The sequence below is a fragment of the Amaricoccus solimangrovi genome, assembly GCF_006385685.1.
In the GTDB taxonomy this organism is placed as follows: Bacteria; Pseudomonadota; Alphaproteobacteria; order Rhodobacterales; family Rhodobacteraceae; genus Amaricoccus; species Amaricoccus solimangrovi.
Genome location: NZ_VFRP01000010.1, coordinates 37,783 through 57,378 on the forward strand (window position 1 = coordinate 37,783; position 19,596 = coordinate 57,378).

A 19,596-nucleotide genomic window follows, 5' to 3' on the forward strand; every position below is an offset into this window, starting at 1 on the left:
CCGAGCGGGCAAGGGGCGCCGCGCCCGGCTCATGTGCCCGGATCAAGCGGCGGGTGGCTGGCTGTGGAGCGCCCAGCCGCCGACGCCCGAGCGGAAGCGCGCCCGCGCGGCGGGCCGGAAAACGGCCGCCCCTTCCGGCGCGACGTAGCGGTCGACGATCAGTTCGTCCGGGGAGAAGCTCAGCAGGTTGAAGTCGTTCTCCTCGCCGCGTAGCCGGTTCGAGAGCCCGGTTCCGGCCTGCACCTGGACGAGCCCGGCCCGCCCTTCCCGATGCGCGAAGGGTTCCGCCCGCCAGCTGTGCAGATGGCCCGAAAGCACGACGTCGGCGCCCGCCGCGGCGAGCGCGTCGACCGCGCGTTCGGCCCCGCGGGTCAGCGCCTTGCGCTCGTCGGGAAGATGTTCGAGCGGGTGGTGCATCACGATCACGCGCGCCCGGTCCGGCGGAGTCCGCGCCAGCACCCGGCGAACGCGGGACAGCGCCCGGCGCGCGACCCAGCCGCGCTGCCAGACGAAGGGATTGACGCTGTTGACGCCGACCAGCGTCATCTCGTCGTCCGACCAGACCGGTTCGAGATCGCGGCCGAAGGCCTCGCGATAGCGTCGCCAGGGCCGGAGCAGCCGGCTCACCGGCCGGTCGAGCGGCACGTCGTGATTGCCCGGCACGATCAGGCAGGGCGCCTCCAGCCGCTGGACGAAGGCGCGGGCGGCCGCGAACTGCCGCCGACGCGCGCGCTGGGTCAGGTCGCCCGAGATCGCGATGGCGTCGGGGGCGAGGTCGTTGACGGCGGCGATCAGCGGCTCCAGCAGTTCGGGCCGGTCGCGGCCGAAATGCAGGTCGGAGAGATGGACGAGGCGGCGCATGGCTCAGGCGACCTTCTCGCCGGAGGATTCGCGCTGCTCCGCGCGCGGCACGAGCACCGTCAGCCCCGCCCGGCGCATCTCGAAGCGGAAGGGCGCGTCCATCCGCGACCGCTCGCCGTCGCGCGCGACGAGGCGGGTTCGCCGCGCCGTCTCGATCACGATCTCCCGGCCGCAGACCAGTTCGAAATCGCGGTCGGGCTTCAGCCGGCCGAGGCCGAGGCCGAGCGCGAAGCCGATCAGTTCGCGCGGCGTGCCGTCGGGGGCGAGGAACAGCGCGAACTGGCCGTCGCGCACGCAATCCGCGCCCGCGAGGCTGAACTGCTCGAGCTGGTAGGCGTTCGAGGCGACGAAGGCGAGGGGCGTGCGCGCGCGCCGGACCTCGCCATCGACGCTCACGCGCAGCACCATCGGCGCGCGGCTGTCGGCGAGGGTGACGAAGACCGACCAGAAGGCGGCGAGCCGGCTGCGCCCGAAGCGCCTGTAGATCCCCTCGCGCCGCTCGAGAATGCGCGCATAGGCGCCGAGGCTCGCGTTGTTGAGGAAGACCTGGCCGTTGACCGAGCCGATGTCGATCGCCTTCGGCACGCCCTCGACCAGCACCCGGACCTTCTCCTCTGTCGATTCGGGCAGGTCGAGCGAGCGGGCGAAATAGTTGAACGTGCCGAAGGACAGCACGCCCATGCGCGCCTTCGTCCCGGCGAGGCCCTGGGCGACGCCCGAGAGCGTCCCGTCGCCGCCGCAGGCGACCACGGTCTCGAAGCCTTGCTCGACGGCGCGGCGGGCCTCCGCCGCGATGTCGGTGCCGGGTTTCACGCGCAGCAGGTCGAACCGGCCGGGGTAGCGGCCGAATTCCGTCTCGAGTTCCTCGATCAGCGCCGGTCCCCGACGCTTGCCCGAACCGATGTTCAGGATGACGCGGATGTCAGGTTTCTGGGGTTTCACGGGAGAGAGCTCACGGTTTGCATCGGGGCTTCAATGCGCGGCGGAGGGTTTTGGTTGCATCGCGGCCATTGCATTCGGCGCCCCGGCGGGGGAGCAAGGAGCGGGGAATCCGCGCGGGGGAAGGGCGATGGAACGGCCGTTGGCGGGGTTGCGGGTGCTCGAACTCGCGCGGGTGCTGGCGGGGCCCTGGATCGGGCAGACGCTCGCCGATCTCGGCGCCGACGTCGTGAAGGTCGAGAGCCCCGGCGGCGACGAGACGCGCGGCTGGGGGCCGCCCTTCGCCCCGGACGGCGCCGCCGCCTATTTCCACGCCGCCAACCGCAACAAGCGCGGCATGACGCTCGACTTTCGCGACGCCGGCGACCGTGCGCTGGCTCTCCGGCTCGCCGCGGCGGCCGATGTGGTGATCGAAAACTTCAAGGTCGGCGGGCTGGTGAAATTCGGGCTCGACCACGCCTCCGTCGCCGCGCTCAATCCGCGCGTCGTCTATGTCTCGGTCACGGGCTTCGGCCAGGACGGCCCGCTCGCCGCCCGCCCGGGCTATGACTTCATCATCCAGGGCATGGGCGGGATCATGGACCTGACCGGGGAGCCGGACGGCCCGCCGGAAAAGGCGGGCGTCGCCTTCGCCGATCTCTTCACCGGCCTCTATGGCGTGATCGCGGTGCAGGCCGCGCTCGCGCTCCGCGAGCGGACCGGGGCGGGGCAATGGATCGACATGGCGCTCTTCGACACGCAGCTCGCGGTGCTCGCGAACCAGGCGGCCAACCACCTGATCGGCGGTGCGACGCCCCGGCGGCTCGGCAACGCGCATCCCAATATCGTGCCCTATCAGGTCTTCGCCGCCTCGGACGCGCCGCTCGTGCTCGCCTGCGGCAACGACGCGCAGTTCGCGCGGCTTTGCGCGGGGCTCGGCCTCGCCGAGGATCCGCGCTTCGCCACCAACCGGGGCCGGGTCGGGCATCGCGCCGAGGTCGTGGCGCTGCTGGCCGCGCGGATCGCGGAGCTGCCGCGGGCCGAGGCGCTCGCGATCATGGACCGGGCCGGCGTGCCGGCCGGGCCGATCAACACCGTCGCCGAGGCCTTCGCCGAGCCGCAGGCGCTGGCGCGCGGGATCGCGCGCGACATCGGCGGCTCGCGCGCGCCGCGGCCGCCGATGCGCTTCTCCGCCGCCGAACTCGCCGCCGACCGCCCGCCGCCCCGCCTCGACGAGCACGGCCCCGCGATCCGCGCCGCCCTCGCCTCCGGACAGGACTGGCCGTAGGGCGGACATCTGTCCGCCATCCGGCGCGGGAAGCGTCCCCTACGGCAGCGGAATGAATTCCGCCTCGTCGCCCGGGGGCAGGCGGAAGCGGCCATGCTGGAAGTCGCCCGCGCGCCAGGCTTCCTTCGCCGCCTCGATCCGCTCCTGCGAGGAGGCGACGAAGTTCCAGTAGATGTAGCGCGGCCCGCCCATCGTCGCGCCGCCGAGCAGGATGAGCCGCGCCCCCTCCGGCCCGGCACGGAGCCCGATCCGGTCGCGGGGGCGGAAGACCAGCATCCGGTCGCTCTCGAAGGTCTGTCCCGCCACATCGATCGAGCCGCGCGCGACATAGGCGCCCCGGTCCTCGTGGTCGTCGGGCAGCGGCAGGATCGCGCCGGGGGCGAGTTCGACATCGAGATAGAACATTTCCGACGAGGTCGTGACCGGCGCCCGCTGGCCATAGGCGTGGCCGAGGATCAGCCGCGCCCGGATCCCCTCCGCGTCCAGCATCGGCAGGCTGTCGCGCCCGGCATGCTCGAACCGCGCGGGTGCGTCCTCCGCGGATTCGGGCAGCGCGACCCAGGTCTGGATCCCGAACATCCGGCTGGGATTCGCCCGCGCCTCCGCCGTGGTGCGTTCGGAATGCGTGACGCCCTGGCCCGCGGTCATCCAGTTCACGTCGCCCGGGTGGATCAGCTGGTCGGCGCCGGTCGAATCGCGGTGCCGGAAGGCGCCGTCGAAGAGATAGGTCACGGTCGCGAGCCCGATATGCGGATGCGGCCGCACGTCGATCCCGCCGCCGGTCAGGAATTCGACTGGCCCGATCTGGTCGAAGAAGATGAAGGGGCCGACCATCTGGCGCTTCGCCGAGGGCAGCGCGCGGCGCACCTCGAAGCCGCCGAGATCGCGCGCGCGCGGGATGATCAGCGTCTCGATCGACTCCATCGCGGTCGCATCGGGGCAGATCGGGTCGAGTGTCGGGTTCCAGCTCATTGGCAGTCCTCCGCTTCGGGATCGGCCTGTCCGGGCCGCTTCTCCCGGGCGCGCGGGGTCACGCGCTCAGGACATCGCTCCAGTCGGGGTGGCGGCGAAACTGCGCCGCCACGAAGGAGCAGAGCGGCACGATCTTCCGCCCTGCCAGCCGCGCGTCGGCGACCGCGCGCCTTGCGAGCGCCGCGCCGACGCCCCGGCCCTCGAAGGCCCGGGGGACGCCGGTGTGATCGACGATCCAGAGATCGCCGGCCTTCGAGAAGGTGAGTTCCGCCTCGGCGCCGTCCAGATGATAGACGTAGCGGCCGCGCGTGTCGTTCTCTTCCAGCGTGATCGCCCCGGGCTCTCGTGTCATGCGGCCGTCCTTCCTCGTTCCCGCTCCAGGAACCGCGAGATGGCGGTGATCTCGCTCCGGTCAACCTCGTGGCCGCCCGGATGCCAGTGGAGCGTCGTCGGCGCCCCCTGGTCCTCGAACCAGCGGGCGAGCCGGGCGGTGAGCGGCGCGGGGCAGATCGGATCGCGCTCACCGGCGGTGATCAGCACGCGCGTCGCGATCGGGACCGGCGCCGGCTCCCAGGGGATCAGCGGATGCAGGAGCACGGCGGCGTCGAAGAGGTCCGGCCGCGCGAGGATCACGCTCGCGAGAATGTTCGCGCCGTTGGAATAGCCGAGCCCGATGACCGGTCCGCCCCCCTCCGCCTTCCGCGCGGCGACGAAATCCGCCATCCGCGTGGTCCGCGCCGCGAGGTCGTCCATGTCGTAGACGCCCTCGGCCGCGCGGCGGAAGAAGCGCGGCGCGCCGCCCTCCGACACGTCGCCGCGCGGCGCGATCAGCCGCGCGCCGGGCAGGAGCTGGCGGGCGAGCGGCGTGAACTGCCGTTCGTCGCCGCCGGTCCCGTGGAAGAGAAGGAACGTGGGCGCGCCCTCGCTCCCCGCCTCCTCGGCATAGGCGTAGCCGTCGGCCCTCCGGAGCGCGCTCATGACAGCGGCTCCAGATGCTGCTCGAGGAACGGCCGCAGATGCGCGTGCTGCCGGGGCAGCCGCAGCGCCTCGCCGAGATGGGCGGTGTCCTCGTCCCGGTCGAAGCCGGGCTCGTTCGTCGCCACCTCGAAGAGCACGCCGCCGGGGGTCCGGAAGTAGATCGCCCAGAAGTAGTCCCGGTCGATCACCGGCGTCACCTGATAGCCGGTGTCGAGGAGCGCGCGGCGCACCTCGAGCTGCGCCGCGCGGTCGGGCACGGCGAAGGCGATGTGATGCACCGAGCCCGCGCCGAGCTGCGCCCGGGGCGCGCCGGGCAGCGTCTCGACATCGACGATGTCGGCGCCGTTGCCGCCCGGGATCACGAAGCGGGTCACGCCATCGCGCCGCTCCGCCGCCTCGTAGCCCATGAAGCGCAGCAGTTCCCCGGTCGCGCCCTGGTCGCGGAGCCGGAGCGCGGCCCCCTGGAAGCCCCGGATCGCCACCTCCTCCGGCACGCCGCCCTCCGTCCAGGGCGCGCGGTCGTCCTCCGCCTCGACGAGTGCGAATTCGTCGCCGTCGGGGCCCTTGAAGCGCAGGCGCCTCTCGCCGAAATGCGTTTCCTCGACGAGGCCCGTCGCGCCTAGCGTGGACAGCCGGTCGCGCCAGAAGCCGAGCGCGCCTTCCGGCACGGCGAAGGCGGTCAGCCCGACCTCGCCGGCGCCGGGCTTGCGCGGCCCGATCCCGGGGAACGGAAAATAGGTCATCACCGATCCCGGCGTGCCGGCGGCGTCGCCGTAATAGAGGTGGTAGACGTCCGGCGCGTCGAAATTCACCGTCTTCTTGACGCGCCGCAGGCCCAGCGTCCCGGTGAAGAACCGGTTGTTCTCCGCCGCGGCCGAGGCCATCGAGGTCACATGATGCAGTCCCTTGATCTGATCGAGCATGACATCCTCCATCGAATGCGTTGTCCCGAAGATAGAGGGCCGTGTTTCGGAAACAAAGCGCCGAAACGTCACATGATTGTCTCCGAATTTCACAAGAGATCGGCAAATTTCCGCCGATTTACCGCGCCTTAAGTCCGCGGGGGCTATTCCGGTCCGGCGTCGCGCCGGGAACGGGGCGGAGCGGATCGAACGGCCGGTGTTTTCCGAGTAACTGGTTCGGCCGGGGCAACCCGCCGCTTTCGGGTCGAACGATCGGGATGGGGGAGTTCGCGGGGAGCCCCGCCCATCCCGTTGCTTCGCCCGCCTTGGCGCGGCGCACCCCGCCGCGGTCAGGCGGCGCGGCGCGCCAGCGCGCGGAAGACCGCCTGCGGCGTGAGGGTTCCGACCGCGCGGCCGTCGGGATCGGTGACGGCGAGCGGCGCCTCGCTCTCGGCGAAATGGCGGAGCGCCTCGCGAAGCGGCAGGTCGGCCGGCACGCTCGGTCCCGGCCCGGCCATGCCCGCGCCCGGCTCCATCACATCCTCCGCCCGGAGCACGCTCAGCGGATTGAGATGCGCGACGAAATCCGCGACGTATTCGTTGGCCGGCCGCAGCACGATGTCCTCGGGCTTGCCGGTCTGCACGATCCGCCCGCCCTCCATGATCGAGATCGTGTTGCCGATCTTCACCGCCTCCTCGAGGTCGTGGCTCACGAAGACGATCGTGCAGTGGATCTTCTCCTGCAGCTGAAGGAGTTCGTCCTGCAGCCGGGTCCGGATCAGCGGGTCGAGCGCGGAGAAGGGCTCGTCCATCAGCAGGATCTCGGCGTCGGTCGCGAAGGCGCGGGCGAGGCCGACGCGCTGCTGCATGCCGCCGGAGAGTTCGGAGACCTTCTTGTCGCCCCAGTCGCCGAGGTTGACCGTGCCGAGCACCTCGCGCGCCTTCGCCATCCGCTCCTCGCGGCCGACGCCCGCGAGTTCGAGCCCGAGCGCCACGTTCTCGAGCACCGTGCGCCAAGGCAGCAGGCCGAACTGCTGGAAGACCATCGCGACGCCGCCCCGGCGCAGCCCGCGCATCGCCTGCGCGCCGCAGGTCGCGACGTCGACCGGCTGGCCGTCCTTGCCCCGCACGACGAGCGCGCCGCGCGTCACCGGATTGAGTCCGTTGACCGCGCGCAGCAGCGTGGACTTGCCGGAGCCCGAGAGGCCCATCAGCACGCTGATCTCGCCCCTCCGCACGTCGAGCGAGCAGTTGTGCACGCCGAGCACCTGGCCGGTCGCCTGCTGAATCTCGCTCCGGCTCTTGCCGCGGTCCATCAGCGGCAGCGCCTCGTCCGGCTCGCCGCCGAAGACGATGCTGACGTTGTCGAACTTGATCATCGGTTCCATCGCCGCCTCCTCAGTCGCGCCGGAAGACGCGGTCGAGCACGATCGCGACCACGACGATGACGAGCCCCGCCTCGAAGCCGAGCGCGGTGTTCACGGTGTTGAGCGCGCGCACCACCGGCACGCCGAGCCCGTCGGCGCCGACAAGCGCCGCGATCACCACCATCGAGAGCGACAGCATGATCGTCTGCGTCAGCCCGGCCATGATCTGCGGCAGCGCGTAGGGCAGTTCGACCTTGCGCAGCAGCTGCCCCGGCGTCGCGCCGAAGGAGAGCCCCGCCTCCTTCAGTTCCTTCGGCGTGGAATTGACGCCGAGATAGGTCAGCCGGATCGGCGCCGGGATCACGAAGATCGTCGTCGCGATCAGCCCCGGCACCATGCCGATGCCGAAGAAGACGATGGCCGGGATCAGATAGACGAAGGTCGGCAGCGTCTGCATCAGGTCGAGGAGCGGCCGGAGCCAGCTGTAGAATCGCGGATGATGCGCGGCGTAGATGCCGATCGGAACGCCGAGCCCCATGCAGACGATGACCGAGCAGAGCACGAGGGTCAGCGTCTGCGTCGTCTCCTCCCAGTAGTCCTGGTTGAGGATGAAGAGGAACCCCAGCACAACGAGCGCGACCGTGGTCCAGGAGCGTTGCAGGTACCAGGCGAGCGCGGCGAAGATCGCGACCACGACCAGCGCCGGGGGCGCCTGCAGCGCCCACTGGATCCAGTCGATGAGCCAGTTCACGATGTTCGCGAGGCCGTCGAAGAACCACGCGCCGTTGATCGTCAGCCAGTCGACGACGGTGCTCGCGATGTCGCCGACCGGGATTTTCGGAATACTCTCCATCCGCTCACGCGCCCAGCGCGGACTTGACCGCCGCGGCCGCGTCGCCGCCGTCGCGCGTCGTCACGCCTTCGAGCCAGGGCGTGACCGCGTCGGGATGGGCCTTCAGCCATTCGGCGGCGGCGGCCTCCGGCTTCTCGCCGTCGTCGGTGATCTTGCCCATGATCGTGCCCTCCATCTCGACCGTGAAATCGAGGTTCTTCAGGAACTGGCCGACGTTCGGGCATTCCGTCACATAGCCGGCGCGGGTGTTGGTATGGACCTTCGCCTCGCCGAAATTCGGCCCGAACACGTCGTCGCCCCCGGTCAGGTAGGTCATCTTCAGGTTCTGGTTCATCGGATGCGGCGCCCAGCCGAGGAAGACGATCCCCTTGCCCTGCCGCTCCGCGCGCGCGGCCTGCGCGAGCATTCCCTGTTCCGAGCTTTCCACGAGCTCGAAGTCGCCCAGCCCGTACTTGTCCTCCTTGATCATGTCGAGGATCAGGCGGTTGCCGTCGTTGCCCGGCTCGATCCCGTAGATCTTGTGGTTCAGTTCGTCGCCGAACTTCGCGATGTCGGAGAAATCCTTCAGTCCCTCGGCGGCGAGACTGTCGGAAACCGCGAGCGTGTATTTCGCGCCCTCGAGATTCACCCGCACCGAATCGACCGTGCCGTCCTTCAGGAACGGTTCCACGTCCCCGGCCATGGTCGGCATCCAGTTGCCGAGGAAGACGTCGACATCGCCCCGCGCGAGGCTCGCGTAGGTCACGGGCACCGAGAGCAGATCGACGCTCGTCTCGTAGCCGAGCGCGTCGAGGATCGTGCGCGCGGTCGCCGTCGTCGCGGTGATATCCGTCCAGCCCACATCGGAAAACCGCACCTTGGCGCAACTTTCGGGCTCGGCGGCGAGGCTCGGGGGCGCGGCGAGGAAGGGGAGGGCGGCGATGGCAAGAGCGGTCAGGGTATGCTTCATTCGACAGGCTCCCGTGGCTTGCGGCGCGGGGCGGGGCGGGATTCCTGGACCCGTGCCGTCTCCTTTACGCTCGCGTGAATTCGTTGACCCGGGCAAGGAAAACCTTTATTGATTGATCAGTCAATAAACTTTTTCGAGGAGGGGCCATGTCTCCCCGTATCGCCGTGACGGAAATGCGACGGCGCGCGCTGATCGGCGCCGCGCTGCGCGAGATATCCGACCGGGGCACGCTCGATGTCACCGTGGCCCAGATCGCCAGCCGCGCGGGCGTCTCCTCCGCCCTCGCGCACCATTATTTCGGCGGCAAGGAGGATCTGATCCTCGCGACGATGCGCCATCTCCTCGCGGAATTCGCCGACGGCGTGCGCGAGCGGCTGCGGCAGGCCGCGACGCCGCGCGAGCGGCTTTCCGCGATCATCGCGGGCAGTTTCGGCGAGGACCAGTTCCATCAGGCGACGATCACCGCCTGGCTCACCTTCTATGCCAAGGCGCTCTCCTCGCCCGGGGCCGCGCGGCTGCTCGCGATCTACCAGCGCCGCCTGCACACCAACCTGCGCCATGCGCTGCGCGGCCTCGTGCCCGCGGCCGATGTCGACCGCGTGGCCGAGGCGATGGGCGCGCTGATCGACGGCGTCTATCTGCGCGAGGCGCTGCGCGGGCGCGTCGTCGCGCCCGAGGCGGCCATCGCCATCGTCGAGGATTACGTAGATTGCCATCTCGCCCGAACCATCGACCGGCCGGAGGTCTCCGCATGAGCCAGCACGACGTTCAGCCCCGGGGCTCCCACTGGATCGGCGGCGCGCTTCTCGCGGGGGAAGGGGGCGCGGCGCTGCCCGTGCTCTATCCCGCCACCGGCGAGGTGATCGCGACGCTCGCCGAGGCGACGCCGGCCGTGATCGACGCGGCGGTCGCGAGCGCGCGCGAGGGCTTCACCGTCTGGTCCCGCACCCCGCCGGCCGAGCGCGGCCGCGTGCTGCGCCGGGCCGCGGACATCATCCGCGCGCGCGGGGCCGAGCTTGCCCGGCTCGAGACGCTCGACACCGGCAAGCCGATCCAGGAGACCGAGGTCGCCGACTGGCCCTCGGGCGCCGACGCGCTCGAATATTTCGGCGCGCTCGCGGCGACCATGACCGGCGAGATGATCGATCTCGGCGGCGATTTCGTCTATACCCGGCGCGAACCGCTCGGCATCTGCGCCGGGATCGGCGCCTGGAACTACCCGAGCCAGATCGCCTGCTGGAAGGCCGCGCCCGCGCTCGCCTGCGGCAATGCGATGATCTTCAAGCCCTCGGAGGTCACGCCGCTCGGCGCGCTGAAACTCGGGGAGATCCTGAGGGAGGCCGGGCTGCCCGACGGTGTCTTCAACGTGGTCCAGGGCACCGGCCCGGTCGGGGCCGCGCTCGTCTCCCACCCGATGATCTCCAAGGTCTCCGTCACCGGCTCGGTCGGCACGGGCAAGCGCGTCTACGCCGGGGCCGCGGCGAGCCTGAAGCACGTCACGCTGGAGCTCGGCGGCAAGTCGCCGCTGATCGTCTTCGACGACGCCGACATCGATTCGGCGATCGGCGGCGCGATGCTCGGCAACTTCTACTCCTCCGGCCAGATCTGCTCGAACGGCACCCGCGTCTTCGTGCAGGACGGCGTGCGCGCGCGCTTCCTGACCCGCCTCGCGGAACGGGCCGAGGCGATCCGGATGGGCGACCCGCTCGATCCGGCGACGCAGATGGGGCCGCTCGTCTCCGCCGCGCAGGGGGAGAGGGTGATGGACTACATCGCGAAGGGGCAGGCGGAGGGCGCCTGGCTGCTGACCGGCGGCGCGCGCGCGGCGATGCAGGGTTTCGACGGCGGCTTCTTCGTCCAGCCCACGGTCTTCGCCGAGGTCACCGACGACATGACCATCGCGCGGGAGGAGATCTTCGGCCCCGTGATGAGCGTGCTCGGCTTCGCCGAGGAGGAGGAAGTGATCGCGCGCGCGAATGCGACGGATTTCGGCCTCGCCGCCGGCGTCTTCACCGCCGACCTCGCCCGCGCGCATCGCGTCGTGGGCCAGCTTCGCGCCGGCGCCACCTGGATCAACACCTACAACCTGACGCCCGTCGAGGCGCCCTTCGGCGGCGTCAAGGGCAGCGGGATCGGCCGGGAGAACGGCCACGCCGCGCTGGAACACTATAGCCAGGTAAAGTCCGTCTATGTCGGAACCGGCCCGGTGGAGGCACCCTACTGATGAACAAACCCGCGATCACCATCCTCGGCCGCGCCACCTCGATGAACGTGCAGGCGGTGCTCTGGGGGCTCGACGAACTCGGCCTCGCCTTCGAGCGGCGCGACTACGGCCACCATTTCGGCGGCACCGACACGCCCGAGTTCCGGGCGATGAACCCGAACGGCCTCGTGCCCGTCATGACCGACGGCGAGGTGACGATGTTCGAGAGCGGCGCGATCCTGCGCTATCTCGCCGCCCGCCACGGCCGCGCGCCGTTCTGGCCGCATGATCCGGTCAAGCGCGCCCCGGTCGAGATGTGGGCCGAATGGGGCAAGGTGACGATGCAGGCGCATTTCACCGCGCCGATCTTCTACCCGCTCTATTTCGTGCGCGCCGAACACCGGAACGCGGCCGCGGTCGAGGCGGCGCTCCGGACCTTCGACGCCGATCTCGCGATCCTCGAGGAACAGCTCGGCGACCGGCCCTACGTCACCGGCGACCACTTCACCCTGGCCGACATCATGATCGGCCAGTCGCTCTATCGCTATTTCACCATGGACATCCACCGCGAGCATCGTCCGGTCCTGTCCGCCTACTACAGCCGCCTCACGGACCGGCCCGGCTACCAGCGGCGTGTCATGCTCGATTACTCCTCGCTCAAGGTGCACGGCGCGTAATGGAAGCGGATTTCGTGATCATCGGCTCGGGCTCCGCCGGCTCGGCCATGGCGTATCGTCTGGGCGAGGACGGGACCACATCCGTCCTCGTGCTGGAATTCGGCGGTTCCGACATCGGCCCCTTCATCCAGATGCCGGCCGCGCTTTCCTATCCGATGAACATGGCGCGCTACGACTGGGGCTTCCAGACCGAGCCGGAGCCCCATCTCGGCGGCCGGAGGCTCGCGACGCCGCGCGGCAAGGTGCTCGGCGGCTCCTCCTCGATCAACGGCATGGTCTATGTCCGGGGCCACGCGCGCGACTTCGACCACTGGGCCGAGAGCGGCGCGTCCGGCTGGTCCCACGCCGACGTGCTGCCGTATTTCAAGCGGATGGAAAGCTGGCACGGCGGCCATTCGGCGCTGCGCGGCACCTCCGGGCCGCTCCATGTGACGCGGGGGCCGCGGCGCAATCCGCTCTACCACAGTTTCGTCGAGGCGGGCGCGCAGGCGGGGTTCGAGCTCACCTACGACTACAACGGCCAGAAGCAGGAAGGCTTCGGCGCGATGGAACAGACGGTCTGGCACGGCCGCCGCTGGTCCGCCGCCAACGCCTATCTGCGCCCGGCGATGCGGCGCGGCAATGTGAAGGTCCATCGCTGCCTCGCCGAGCGCGTGGTGATCGAGGACGGCCGCGCCGTCGGCGTCGAGGTCAGCCGCGACGGCGCGAAGGAGATCATCCGCGCCCGGCGCGAGGTGATCGTCGCCGCCTCCTCGATCAACACGCCGAAGATCCTGATGCTGTCGGGGATCGGCCCCGGGGCGCATCTCGCCGAGCACGGGATTCCCCTCGTCGCCGACCGTCCGGGCGTGGGCGCGAACCTGCAGGACCACCTGGAGCTCTACATCCAGCAGAAGAGCCTGCAGCCGATCACGCTCTACCGCTACTACAACTACCCGGCGATGGCGCGGATCGGGATGCAGTGGCTGCTCGCCAAGGTCGGGCTCGGCACGTCGAACCAGTTCGAATCGGCCGCCTTCGTCCGTTCGGCCCCGGGCGTCGACTACCCCGACATCCAGTACCACTTCCTGCCGCTCGCCGTGCGCTACGACGGCAAGTCGGCGGTCAAGGGTCACGGGTTCCAGGCGCATGTCGGCCCGATGCGCTCCCCCTCGCGCGGGACGGTGCGCCTCGCCTCCGCCGATCCCGCCGCCGCGCCCCGGATCCTCTTCAACTACATGAGCCACGAGAAGGACTGGGCCGACTTCCGGCACTGCATCCGGCTGACGCGCGAACTCTTCGCCCAGCCCGCCTTCGCCCCCTATTCCGGCGACGAGATCCAGCCGGGCGCGGCGGTGCAGTCCGACGACGAACTCGACGGCTTCATCCGCGAACATGTCGAGAGCGCCTATCACCCCTGCGGCACCGCCCGGATCGGGGCCAAGGACGATCCGATGGCGGTGGTCGATCCCGAATGCCGGGTGATCGGCGTCGCGGGCCTGCGCGTCGCGGACAGTTCGATCTTCCCGAGGGTGACGAACGGCAACCTCAACGCCCCCTCGATCATGGTGGGCGAGAAGGCGGCCGACCACATCCTCGGCCGGACGCCGCTCGCCCCGCTCGACGGCAAGCCCTGGATCAACCCGCGCTGGCGCGAGAGCGACCGCTGAGCCCGGACGGGCGCGTTGACTCCGCTCCGCGCGCCCGTCCAGGATGAGCCGCGCGGGGAGGGCGAGGGACGGGCGGCTTGGACATCATCGACCATCCCTATCTCGAATTCGCCTTCGGCGTCCTCGGGCTCATCTTCGTGATCTTCATCCATGGCGTCGGCGTGCGCCGGATCGCGCGCTGGTTCAGCGCGCGCTGGGCGCGGATCGGGCCGGGCGCCGGCCAGTGGAGCGTCAACCTGCTCTTCGCCAGCGTGATCGCCGCGCTGGTGCTCCTTCACCTCGTCGAGACGCTCGCCGTCGCGCTCGTGCTCACCGCCGCGCGCATCATCCCGGTGTTCCGCGACGCCTATTACTACGCGCTCGAGAGCTACACGACGCTCGGCTCCACGCTCGTGGCGGCGCCCGAGGGCTGGCGGCTGACCGGGCCGCTCATTGCCATGGCCGGTCTCTTCACCTTCGGCTGGACCGCCTCGGTCCTCGTCAGCGTGATGACCGACATCAGCCGGCTGGACCGGGCCGAGGCCGTCAGGAAGGTCCGGGACCACGCCGCGGGCGAGGATTGAGCCCCGCCCGCGTCACGCCTCCGGCGGGCCGAAGGCGCCATGGGACTCGCGCACGATCTCGGCGAGGAAATCGCTCATCACCCGGACCCGGCCGACGTCGCGCAGATCCTCGTGGATCGCCGTCCAGTACGACCGCGTGACCCGGTGCTCGCGGAGGACGGGGACGAGTTCGGGATGCGAGCGCGCGAGATAGTCGTGCAGCACCCCGATCCCGGCCCCGGCCCGCACCGCCTCGACCTGGCCGATGGCGCTCGAGATCTCGAAGCGCGACCGCCAGCTGCGCAGGAAGCTGGCGGAATAGCTGAGCGCCGGCGCGGTGATCAGATCCTCGACGTAGCCGACGAGATCGTGCCCGGCGAGTTCCGAAAGGCCCTCGGGCGCGCCCCGGCGTGCGAGATAGTCTCGCGAGGCGTAGAGGCCGAGGCTATAGTCGGTGAGCTTCCGGGCGATGAGGCGCCCGCGGTCCGGCCGTCCGACCAGGATCGCGACATCGGCCTCGCGCCGGGAGAGCGAGAAGCCGCGCGGCGTGGGGACGAGCTGGATGCGCAGGTCTGGATGCCGTTCGCCGAGCCGGGCGAGCCGGGGCGCGAGGAAGGCCACGCCGAACCCGTCCGGCGCGCCGACGCGCACCACGCCCGCCACCCCGCCCTCGGCGCCGCGCAGCCGCGCCTGGCGCGCGATGAGCTCCGCCTCCACCCGCTCCAGCGTCTCGAGCAGTTCCTGCCCCGCCTCGGTCAGATCCGAGCCATGCGTGCGCCGGACCAGCAGCTTCGCGCCGATCGCCGCCTCGAGCGCGCCCATCCGGCGGCTCAGCGTCGCCTGGTTCAGTCCGAGCGCCCGGGCCGCCGCGAGGATCTGTCCCGCCCGCGCCACCGCGAGGAACAGCCGGCAATCGTCCCAGTTCAGGCCGGATTCGCTCATGATGTCGATTTTATGCATATCAGTTCGCGCATTCCGGGTGATTGCATGATGATTTCGATAATGTCACTTCGGCACGCAGAAACTCAAGGAGGAACCCGATGACCGAGATCAACAACTACGTCGGCGGCGAGGAAGTGGCCGGCACGTCCGGCCGGTTCGCGGATGTGTTCAACCCGGCGACGGGCCAGGCGGAGAAGCGCGTCGCGCTCGCCACGACCGCCGAGGTCGACGCCGTGGTCGCGAATGCGAAGGCCGCCTGGCCGAAGTGGGCCAAGACGCCGCCGCTGCGCCGCGCGCGCATCCTCGACAAGTTCAAGTTCCTCCTCCAGGAAAACGCCGACCGCATCGCCGAGGCGATCTCCGCCGAGCACGGCAAGACCCATGACGACGCGCTCGGCGAGGTGACCCGCGGCCTCGAGGTGGTCGAATTCGCCGTCGGCATCCCGCATCTCCTGAAGGGCGAGATCACCGAGAACGTCGGCACCAATGTCGACAGCCACTCGCTGCGCCAGCCGCTCGGCGTCGTCGCCGGCATCACGCCGTTCAACTTCCCCTGCATGGTGCCGATGTGGATGTTCCCCGTCGCGCTCGCCTGCGGCAACTGCTTCGTGCTGAAGCCCTCGGAGCGCGATCCGTCCCCCTCGCTCATCATCGCCGAACTGCTGACGAAGGCCGGCCTGCCGGCGGGCGTCTTCAACGTCGTCCATGGCGACAAGGAGGCGGTCGACGCGCTGCTGCACAACCCGGACGTGAAGGCGGTGAGCTTCGTCGGCTCCACCCCGATCGCGCGCTACATCTACGCGACCGGCACCGCGAACGGAAAGCGCGTCCAGGCGCTCGGCGGCGCGAAGAACCACATGGTCATCATGCCCGACGCCGACCTCGACATGGCGGTCTCGGCGCTGATGGGCGCGGCCTACGGCTCGGCGGGCGAGCGCTGCATGGCGATTTCGGTCGCGGTGCCGGTGGGCGAGGAGACCGCGAACCGGCTCATCGACAAGCTCGTGCCGCAGATCGAATCGCTCAAGATCGGCCCGGCGGCCGACCGCGCCTCCGAGATGGGACCGGTCGTGACCGCCCAGCATCTGGCGAAGATCCGGGGCTACATCGACCAGGGCGAGAAGGAAGGCGCGAAACTCGTCGTCGACGGCCGCGACTTCAAGGCGCCGCAGGGCTACGAGGGCGGCTATTTCATCGGCGGCACGCTCTTCGACGGCGTGACCTCCGACATGACGATCTGGAAGGAGGAGATCTTCGGCCCCGTCCTCGGCATCGCCCGCGCCAAGGACTATTCCGAGGCCGTGGACCTGATCGGCAAGCACGAATACGGCAACGGCGTCGCGATCTTCACCCGCGACGGCGACTCGGCCCGCGCCTTCGCCCATGACATCGAGGTGGGCATGGTCGGCGTCAACGTGCCGATCCCGGTGCCGATGGCGTTCCACTCCTTCGGCGGCTGGAAGGCCTCGCTCTTCGGCGACCACCACATGCACGGGCCGGAAGGCGTGCGCTTCTACACCCGGCTGAAGACGATCACGACCCGCTGGCCCACGGGCATGCGCGCGGTCTCCGAATTCGTCATGCCGACGATGGGCTGAGCCTCCGGGCTCTCTCCCTCTCCAGGACCAACTCTATGCCCCGGAGCACCGCTCCGGGGCCTTTTCGTTCGGGCGGTGGCGCCGCGCGACGCCGCGCCCAAGTACTTGCCATCCGCGGGTTTTCGGGCGCAGGCTCGCGAAACGAGCGACCGGAGCCAGCCGGCCGCCTTCCCGGGGGAGAACAATGGACCAAATCACACCGGCCTACGGCACGGCGACGCTGCTCCTGATCGCCGCCGCCGCCGTCGCGCTCCTGCTCGTCCTCATCCTGCGCTTCCGGCTGCACGCCTTCGTCGCGCTGACGCTGGTGAGCCTGCTCACCGCCCTCGTCACCGGCGTCGCCTTCAAGGACATCGTGCCGACGCTGCTCACGGGCTTCGGCTCCACGCTCGCCTCGGTCGCGCTGCTCGTCGGCTTCGGCGCGATGATCGGACGGCTCCTGCAGGTGACCGGCGGCGCGCAGGTGCTCGCGGACCGGCTGATCGCCGCCTTCGGCGAGCATCGCGCCCCGCTCGCGCTCGGCGTCGCCTCGCTGCTCTTCGGCTTTCCGATCTTCTTCGACGCCGGGCTCGTCGTGATGCTGCCGATCATCTTCTCGGTCGCCTCCCGGCTCGGCGGTTCGGTGCTCAGGTACGCCTTCCCGGCGGCCGGCGCCTTCGCGGTCATGCACGCCTTCGTGCCGCCGCACCCCGGCCCCGTCGCCGCCGGCGACCTGCTCGGCGCCGATCTCGGGCTGCTCGTGCTCGTCGGCCTCGTGATCGGCCTGCCGACCTGGTTCTTCGGCGCCTACCTCTACGGCCTCTGGGTGGGCCGGCGTTTCGACCTCCCCGTCCCGAAACTGATGAGCGGCGGTAACCTGCCCGCCCTCGCCGGTCCGCCGCCGAGCTTCGGCACGGTGATGTCCGTCCTGCTGCTCCCGCTCGCGCTCATCTTCCTCAACACCGGCCTCAACACCCTCGCCACCGCCGGGCTCGTCCCGGGCGACGCGGTCTGGGTCAACCTGCTGCGCATGATCGGCCAGACGCCGGTCGCGCTCCTGATCACCGTGCTCTTCGCGATGCGGGTGCTCGGCCGGGGCCATGGCGGCGTCGAGATCGAGAAGATCATGGACGGCGCGCTCGGCCCGGTCTGCGCGATCATCCTCGTGACCGGCGCCGGCGGCATGTTCGGCGGCGTGCTCCGCGCCTCGGGCATCGGTCAGGCGCTCGCGGGCAGCCTGTCGTCGATCGGCCTGCCGCTCATCGTCGCGGCCTTCCTGATCGCAACCGCGCTGCGTGTCGCGCAGGGTTCGGCCACGGTCGCGCTCACCACCACCGCCGGGCTGCTCGCCCCCACCGTCGCCGCGACCTCCGGCCTCTCGGCGCTCGACCATTGCTTCCTCGTGATCGCCATCGCCTGCGGTTCGACCGTGCTCAGCCATGTGAACGATTCGGGCTTCTGGCTGGTCGGCCGCTTCCTCGAGATGGACGAGAAGACGACGCTCAGGACCTGGACGGTGATGGAGACGCTGCTGGGGACGATCGGCTTCGCGATCGCGCTCGTCGGCTGGTGGCTGCTGTGAGCGAGACCGCGGACAGGCCCGCGCATATCGTCGTGATGGGCGTTTCGGGCAGCGGCAAGACGACGGTCGGGGAGGCGCTGGCCGCCGCCCTCGGCTGGCGCTTCGTCGAGGGCGACAGCTTCCACCCGCCGCGCAACGTCGAGAAGATGGCCGCCGGCCATCCGCTGGACGACGCCGACCGCCGCCCCTGGCTCGAGGCGCTCGCGGCAGAGATCGCGAAGGACGACGCGGCGGGCCGGTCCTCGGTCATCGGCTGCTCGGCGCTCAAACGGTCCTATCGCGACATCCTGCGCTCCGGCGCCCCGGACGTGCGCTTCCTCCACGTCCATGGCGACCGGACGCTGCTCGCCGAGCGCGTCTCGCACCGGCCGGGGCATTTCTTTCCGGCGGCGCTGCTCGAGTCGCAGCTCGCGACGCTGGAGCCGCTCGGGCCGGACGAGCGGGGCGTCGTCGTCGACATCGCGGCGCCCGTCGCGGAGATGGTCGCGGAGGCGCGCGCCGATTTCGGCCTCTGACGGAGGGGCGGAGGGCTCAGCCGTGAGCGCCGGCCGCCAGTTCCCGCACGAAGCCCAGCACCTGCTCGGGGGCGTCGCCGCGCCCGATCCGGTCCACGATCGCGGAGCCGACCACCGCGCCGTCGGCCACGCCCGCGATCTCGCGCGCGGAGTCGGCCGTCTTGATCCCGAAGCCGACGCAGACCGGCAGATCCGTCCCCGCCTTGATCCGCGCCACCTCCGGCGCGACCATCTCCGCGTTCGCGGAGGCCGAGCCGGTGATGCCGGTGATCGAGACGTAATAGACGAAGCCCGAGGTGTTGCTCAGCACCTTCGGCAGCCGCCGGTCGTCGGTCGTCGGCGTCGCGAGGCGGATGAAGTCGATTCCGGCGGCCTGGGCGGGCAGGCAGAGCTCGTCATCCTCCTCGGGCGGCAGGTCGACGACGATGAGCCCGTCCACGCCGGCCTCGACCGCCTCGGCGAGGAATTTCTCCACGCCCCGCGAATAGATCGGGTTGTAGTAGCCCATCAGCACGATCGGCGTCTCGGCGTCGCCCTCGCGGAACTTCCGGACCATCGCGAGCGTCCGGCTCATCGTCTGCCCGGCCGCGAGCGCGCGCTGGCCGGCGAGCTGGATCGCCGGCCCGTCCGCCATCGGGTCGGTGAAGGGCATGCCGATCTCGATCACGTCGGCCCCCGCGGCCGGCAGGCCGGCGAGGATCGCCTCGAAGGTCCCGGCGTCGGGATCGCCCGCCATCACGAAGGTGACGAAGGCCTTGCGGCCCTCGGCCCTCAGTTTCGCGAAACGCGCCTCGATCCGTGTCATGCCGCTCTCCCAGTCG

At 70.5% G+C, this 19,596-nt stretch carries 20 protein-coding genes; 9 read left to right on the forward strand and 11 right to left on the reverse strand.

Translation table 11 applies throughout. From position 1 onward, the window contains the following. Positions 1–42: 42 nt before the first annotated feature. Positions 43–861, reverse strand: coding sequence for a metallophosphoesterase family protein (locus tag FJM51_RS11580; protein WP_140454308.1), 819 nt, complete (start codon positions 859–861; stop codon positions 43–45). A gap of 3 nt (positions 862–864) precedes the next feature. Continuing rightward, positions 865–1,803, reverse strand: a complete 939-nt coding sequence (locus tag FJM51_RS11585; protein WP_140454309.1) for a diacylglycerol/lipid kinase family protein — start codon at positions 1,801–1,803, stop codon at positions 865–867. 127 nt (positions 1,804–1,930) lie between these two features. Between FJM51_RS11585 and FJM51_RS11590 the strand changes: the two genes are divergently transcribed. Next, the gene (locus FJM51_RS11590; protein ID WP_140454310.1) at positions 1,931–3,067 is read left to right on the forward strand and encodes a CaiB/BaiF CoA transferase family protein; all 1,137 of its coding nucleotides are present in this window, start codon (positions 1,931–1,933) and stop codon (positions 3,065–3,067) included. 39 nt (positions 3,068–3,106) lie between these two features. Here FJM51_RS11590 and FJM51_RS11595 read toward each other — a convergent pair whose 3' ends face one another. The 7 genes from FJM51_RS11595 to FJM51_RS11625 form a co-directional block, all read right to left on the reverse strand. Continuing rightward, on the reverse strand, positions 3,107–4,039 hold the full coding sequence (locus FJM51_RS11595) for a pirin family protein (protein ID WP_140454311.1): 933 nt from the start codon (positions 4,037–4,039) through the stop codon (positions 3,107–3,109). A gap of 58 nt (positions 4,040–4,097) precedes the next feature. Continuing rightward, positions 4,098–4,391, reverse strand: a complete 294-nt coding sequence (locus tag FJM51_RS11600; protein WP_140454312.1) for a GNAT family N-acetyltransferase — start codon at positions 4,389–4,391, stop codon at positions 4,098–4,100. Further along, positions 4,388–5,017 carry an alpha/beta hydrolase gene (locus FJM51_RS11605; RefSeq protein WP_140454313.1) on the reverse strand — a complete coding sequence of 210 codons (630 nt, stop codon included), beginning with the start codon at positions 5,015–5,017 and terminating at the stop codon, positions 4,388–4,390. Before FJM51_RS11605 ends, FJM51_RS11600 begins: the two co-directional genes overlap by 4 nt. Beyond that, a complete protein-coding gene (locus FJM51_RS11610) occupies positions 5,014–5,940 on the reverse strand; it encodes a VOC family protein (protein ID WP_140454314.1) in 927 nt (308 codons plus the stop codon). The genes FJM51_RS11605 and FJM51_RS11610 overlap by 4 nt, the downstream gene beginning before the upstream one ends. A 329-nt stretch (positions 5,941–6,269) precedes the next feature. Then, positions 6,270–7,307 carry a choline ABC transporter ATP-binding protein gene (gene choV, locus FJM51_RS11615; RefSeq protein ID WP_140454315.1) on the reverse strand — a complete coding sequence of 346 codons (1,038 nt, stop codon included), beginning with the start codon at positions 7,305–7,307 and terminating at the stop codon, positions 6,270–6,272. A 10-nt stretch (positions 7,308–7,317) separates the two neighbouring features. After that, positions 7,318–8,139 (reverse strand): choline ABC transporter permease subunit, encoded by an 822-nt coding sequence (gene choW / locus FJM51_RS11620; RefSeq protein WP_140454316.1) that lies wholly within the window; start codon positions 8,137–8,139, stop codon positions 7,318–7,320. A 4-nt stretch (positions 8,140–8,143) separates the two neighbouring features. Continuing rightward, positions 8,144–9,088 carry a choline ABC transporter substrate-binding protein gene (locus tag FJM51_RS11625; RefSeq protein ID WP_140454317.1) on the reverse strand — a complete coding sequence of 315 codons (945 nt, stop codon included), beginning with the start codon at positions 9,086–9,088 and terminating at the stop codon, positions 8,144–8,146. A 146-nt stretch (positions 9,089–9,234) separates the two neighbouring features. Between FJM51_RS11625 and betI the strand changes: the two genes are divergently transcribed. From betI to FJM51_RS11650, 5 genes are all read left to right on the forward strand, one after another. Further along, positions 9,235–9,843 carry a choline-binding transcriptional repressor BetI gene (gene betI, locus FJM51_RS11630; RefSeq protein WP_140454318.1) on the forward strand — a complete coding sequence of 203 codons (609 nt, stop codon included), beginning with the start codon at positions 9,235–9,237 and terminating at the stop codon, positions 9,841–9,843. Then, a complete protein-coding gene (betB, locus tag FJM51_RS11635; protein WP_140454319.1) occupies positions 9,840–11,312 on the forward strand; it encodes a betaine-aldehyde dehydrogenase in 1,473 nt (490 codons plus the stop codon). Before betI ends, betB begins: the two co-directional genes overlap by 4 nt. Further along, positions 11,312–11,968 carry a glutathione S-transferase family protein gene (locus FJM51_RS11640; RefSeq protein WP_140454320.1) on the forward strand — a complete coding sequence of 219 codons (657 nt, stop codon included), beginning with the start codon at positions 11,312–11,314 and terminating at the stop codon, positions 11,966–11,968. Before betB ends, FJM51_RS11640 begins: the two co-directional genes overlap by 1 nt. Beyond that, positions 11,968–13,617 (forward strand): choline dehydrogenase, encoded by a 1,650-nt coding sequence (gene betA / locus FJM51_RS11645; RefSeq protein WP_140454321.1) that lies wholly within the window; start codon positions 11,968–11,970, stop codon positions 13,615–13,617. Before FJM51_RS11640 ends, betA begins: the two co-directional genes overlap by 1 nt. A gap of 77 nt (positions 13,618–13,694) precedes the next feature. Next, on the forward strand, positions 13,695–14,180 hold the full coding sequence (locus FJM51_RS11650) for a two pore domain potassium channel family protein (protein WP_140454322.1): 486 nt from the start codon (positions 13,695–13,697) through the stop codon (positions 14,178–14,180). 12 nt (positions 14,181–14,192) lie between these two features. On the opposite strand, the gene FJM51_RS11655 is transcribed toward FJM51_RS11650, so the two are convergent. Then, positions 14,193–15,101: a LysR family transcriptional regulator gene (locus FJM51_RS11655; RefSeq protein ID WP_233713083.1), complete on the reverse strand. Its 909-nt coding sequence runs from the start codon at positions 15,099–15,101 to the stop codon at positions 14,193–14,195. Between the two features lie 98 nt (positions 15,102–15,199). Here FJM51_RS11655 and FJM51_RS11660 point away from each other — a divergent pair, with 98 nt between their 5' ends. The 3 genes from FJM51_RS11660 (at position 15,200) to FJM51_RS11670 (ending at position 18,775) form a co-directional block, all read left to right on the forward strand. Next, positions 15,200–16,699, forward strand: a complete 1,500-nt coding sequence (locus FJM51_RS11660) for a CoA-acylating methylmalonate-semialdehyde dehydrogenase (RefSeq protein WP_140454323.1) — start codon at positions 15,200–15,202, stop codon at positions 16,697–16,699. 184 nt (positions 16,700–16,883) lie between these two features. Next, positions 16,884–18,260 carry a GntP family permease gene (locus tag FJM51_RS11665; protein ID WP_140454324.1) on the forward strand — a complete coding sequence of 459 codons (1,377 nt, stop codon included), beginning with the start codon at positions 16,884–16,886 and terminating at the stop codon, positions 18,258–18,260. Then, entirely contained in the window at positions 18,257–18,775 is a 519-nt protein-coding gene (locus FJM51_RS11670; protein WP_306419433.1) for a gluconokinase, read from the forward strand. Before FJM51_RS11665 ends, FJM51_RS11670 begins: the two co-directional genes overlap by 4 nt. 16 nt (positions 18,776–18,791) lie before the next feature. On the opposite strand, the gene trpA is transcribed toward FJM51_RS11670, so the two are convergent. Continuing rightward, the gene (gene trpA / locus FJM51_RS11675; RefSeq protein WP_140454325.1) at positions 18,792–19,580 is read right to left on the reverse strand and encodes a tryptophan synthase subunit alpha; all 789 of its coding nucleotides are present in this window, start codon (positions 19,578–19,580) and stop codon (positions 18,792–18,794) included. Positions 19,581–19,596: the final 16 nt, after the last annotated feature.

Bases quoted from the DNA above. Each gene is read 5' to 3' on its own strand.
- FJM51_RS11580 (WP_140454308.1), bottom strand. From the start codon at position 861: ATGCGCCGCCTCGTCCATCTCTCCGACCTGCATTTCGGCCGCGACCGG.
- FJM51_RS11590 (WP_140454310.1), top strand. From the start codon at position 1,931: ATGGAACGGCCGTTGGCGGGGTTGCGGGTGCTCGAACTCGCGCGGGTG.
- FJM51_RS11595 (WP_140454311.1), bottom strand. From the start codon at position 4,039: ATGAGCTGGAACCCGACACTCGACCCGATCTGCCCCGATGCGACCGCG.
- FJM51_RS11600 (WP_140454312.1), bottom strand. From the start codon at position 4,391: ATGACACGAGAGCCCGGGGCGATCACGCTGGAAGAGAACGACACGCGC.
- FJM51_RS11605 (WP_140454313.1), bottom strand. From the start codon at position 5,017: ATGAGCGCGCTCCGGAGGGCCGACGGCTACGCCTATGCCGAGGAGGCG.
- FJM51_RS11610 (WP_140454314.1), bottom strand. From the start codon at position 5,940: ATGCTCGATCAGATCAAGGGACTGCATCATGTGACCTCGATGGCCTCG.
- choV (WP_140454315.1), bottom strand. From the start codon at position 7,307: ATGGAACCGATGATCAAGTTCGACAACGTCAGCATCGTCTTCGGCGGC.
- choW (WP_140454316.1), bottom strand. From the start codon at position 8,139: ATGGAGAGTATTCCGAAAATCCCGGTCGGCGACATCGCGAGCACCGTC.
- FJM51_RS11625 (WP_140454317.1), bottom strand. From the start codon at position 9,088: ATGAAGCATACCCTGACCGCTCTTGCCATCGCCGCCCTCCCCTTCCTC.
- betI (WP_140454318.1), top strand. From the start codon at position 9,235: ATGTCTCCCCGTATCGCCGTGACGGAAATGCGACGGCGCGCGCTGATC.
- betB (WP_140454319.1), top strand. From the start codon at position 9,840: ATGAGCCAGCACGACGTTCAGCCCCGGGGCTCCCACTGGATCGGCGGC.
- FJM51_RS11640 (WP_140454320.1), top strand. From the start codon at position 11,312: ATGAACAAACCCGCGATCACCATCCTCGGCCGCGCCACCTCGATGAAC.
- betA (WP_140454321.1), top strand. From the start codon at position 11,968: ATGGAAGCGGATTTCGTGATCATCGGCTCGGGCTCCGCCGGCTCGGCC.
- FJM51_RS11655 (WP_233713083.1), bottom strand. From the start codon at position 15,101: ATGAGCGAATCCGGCCTGAACTGGGACGATTGCCGGCTGTTCCTCGCG.
- FJM51_RS11660 (WP_140454323.1), top strand. From the start codon at position 15,200: ATGACCGAGATCAACAACTACGTCGGCGGCGAGGAAGTGGCCGGCACG.
- FJM51_RS11665 (WP_140454324.1), top strand. From the start codon at position 16,884: ATGGACCAAATCACACCGGCCTACGGCACGGCGACGCTGCTCCTGATC.
- trpA (WP_140454325.1), bottom strand. From the start codon at position 19,580: ATGACACGGATCGAGGCGCGTTTCGCGAAACTGAGGGCCGAGGGCCGC.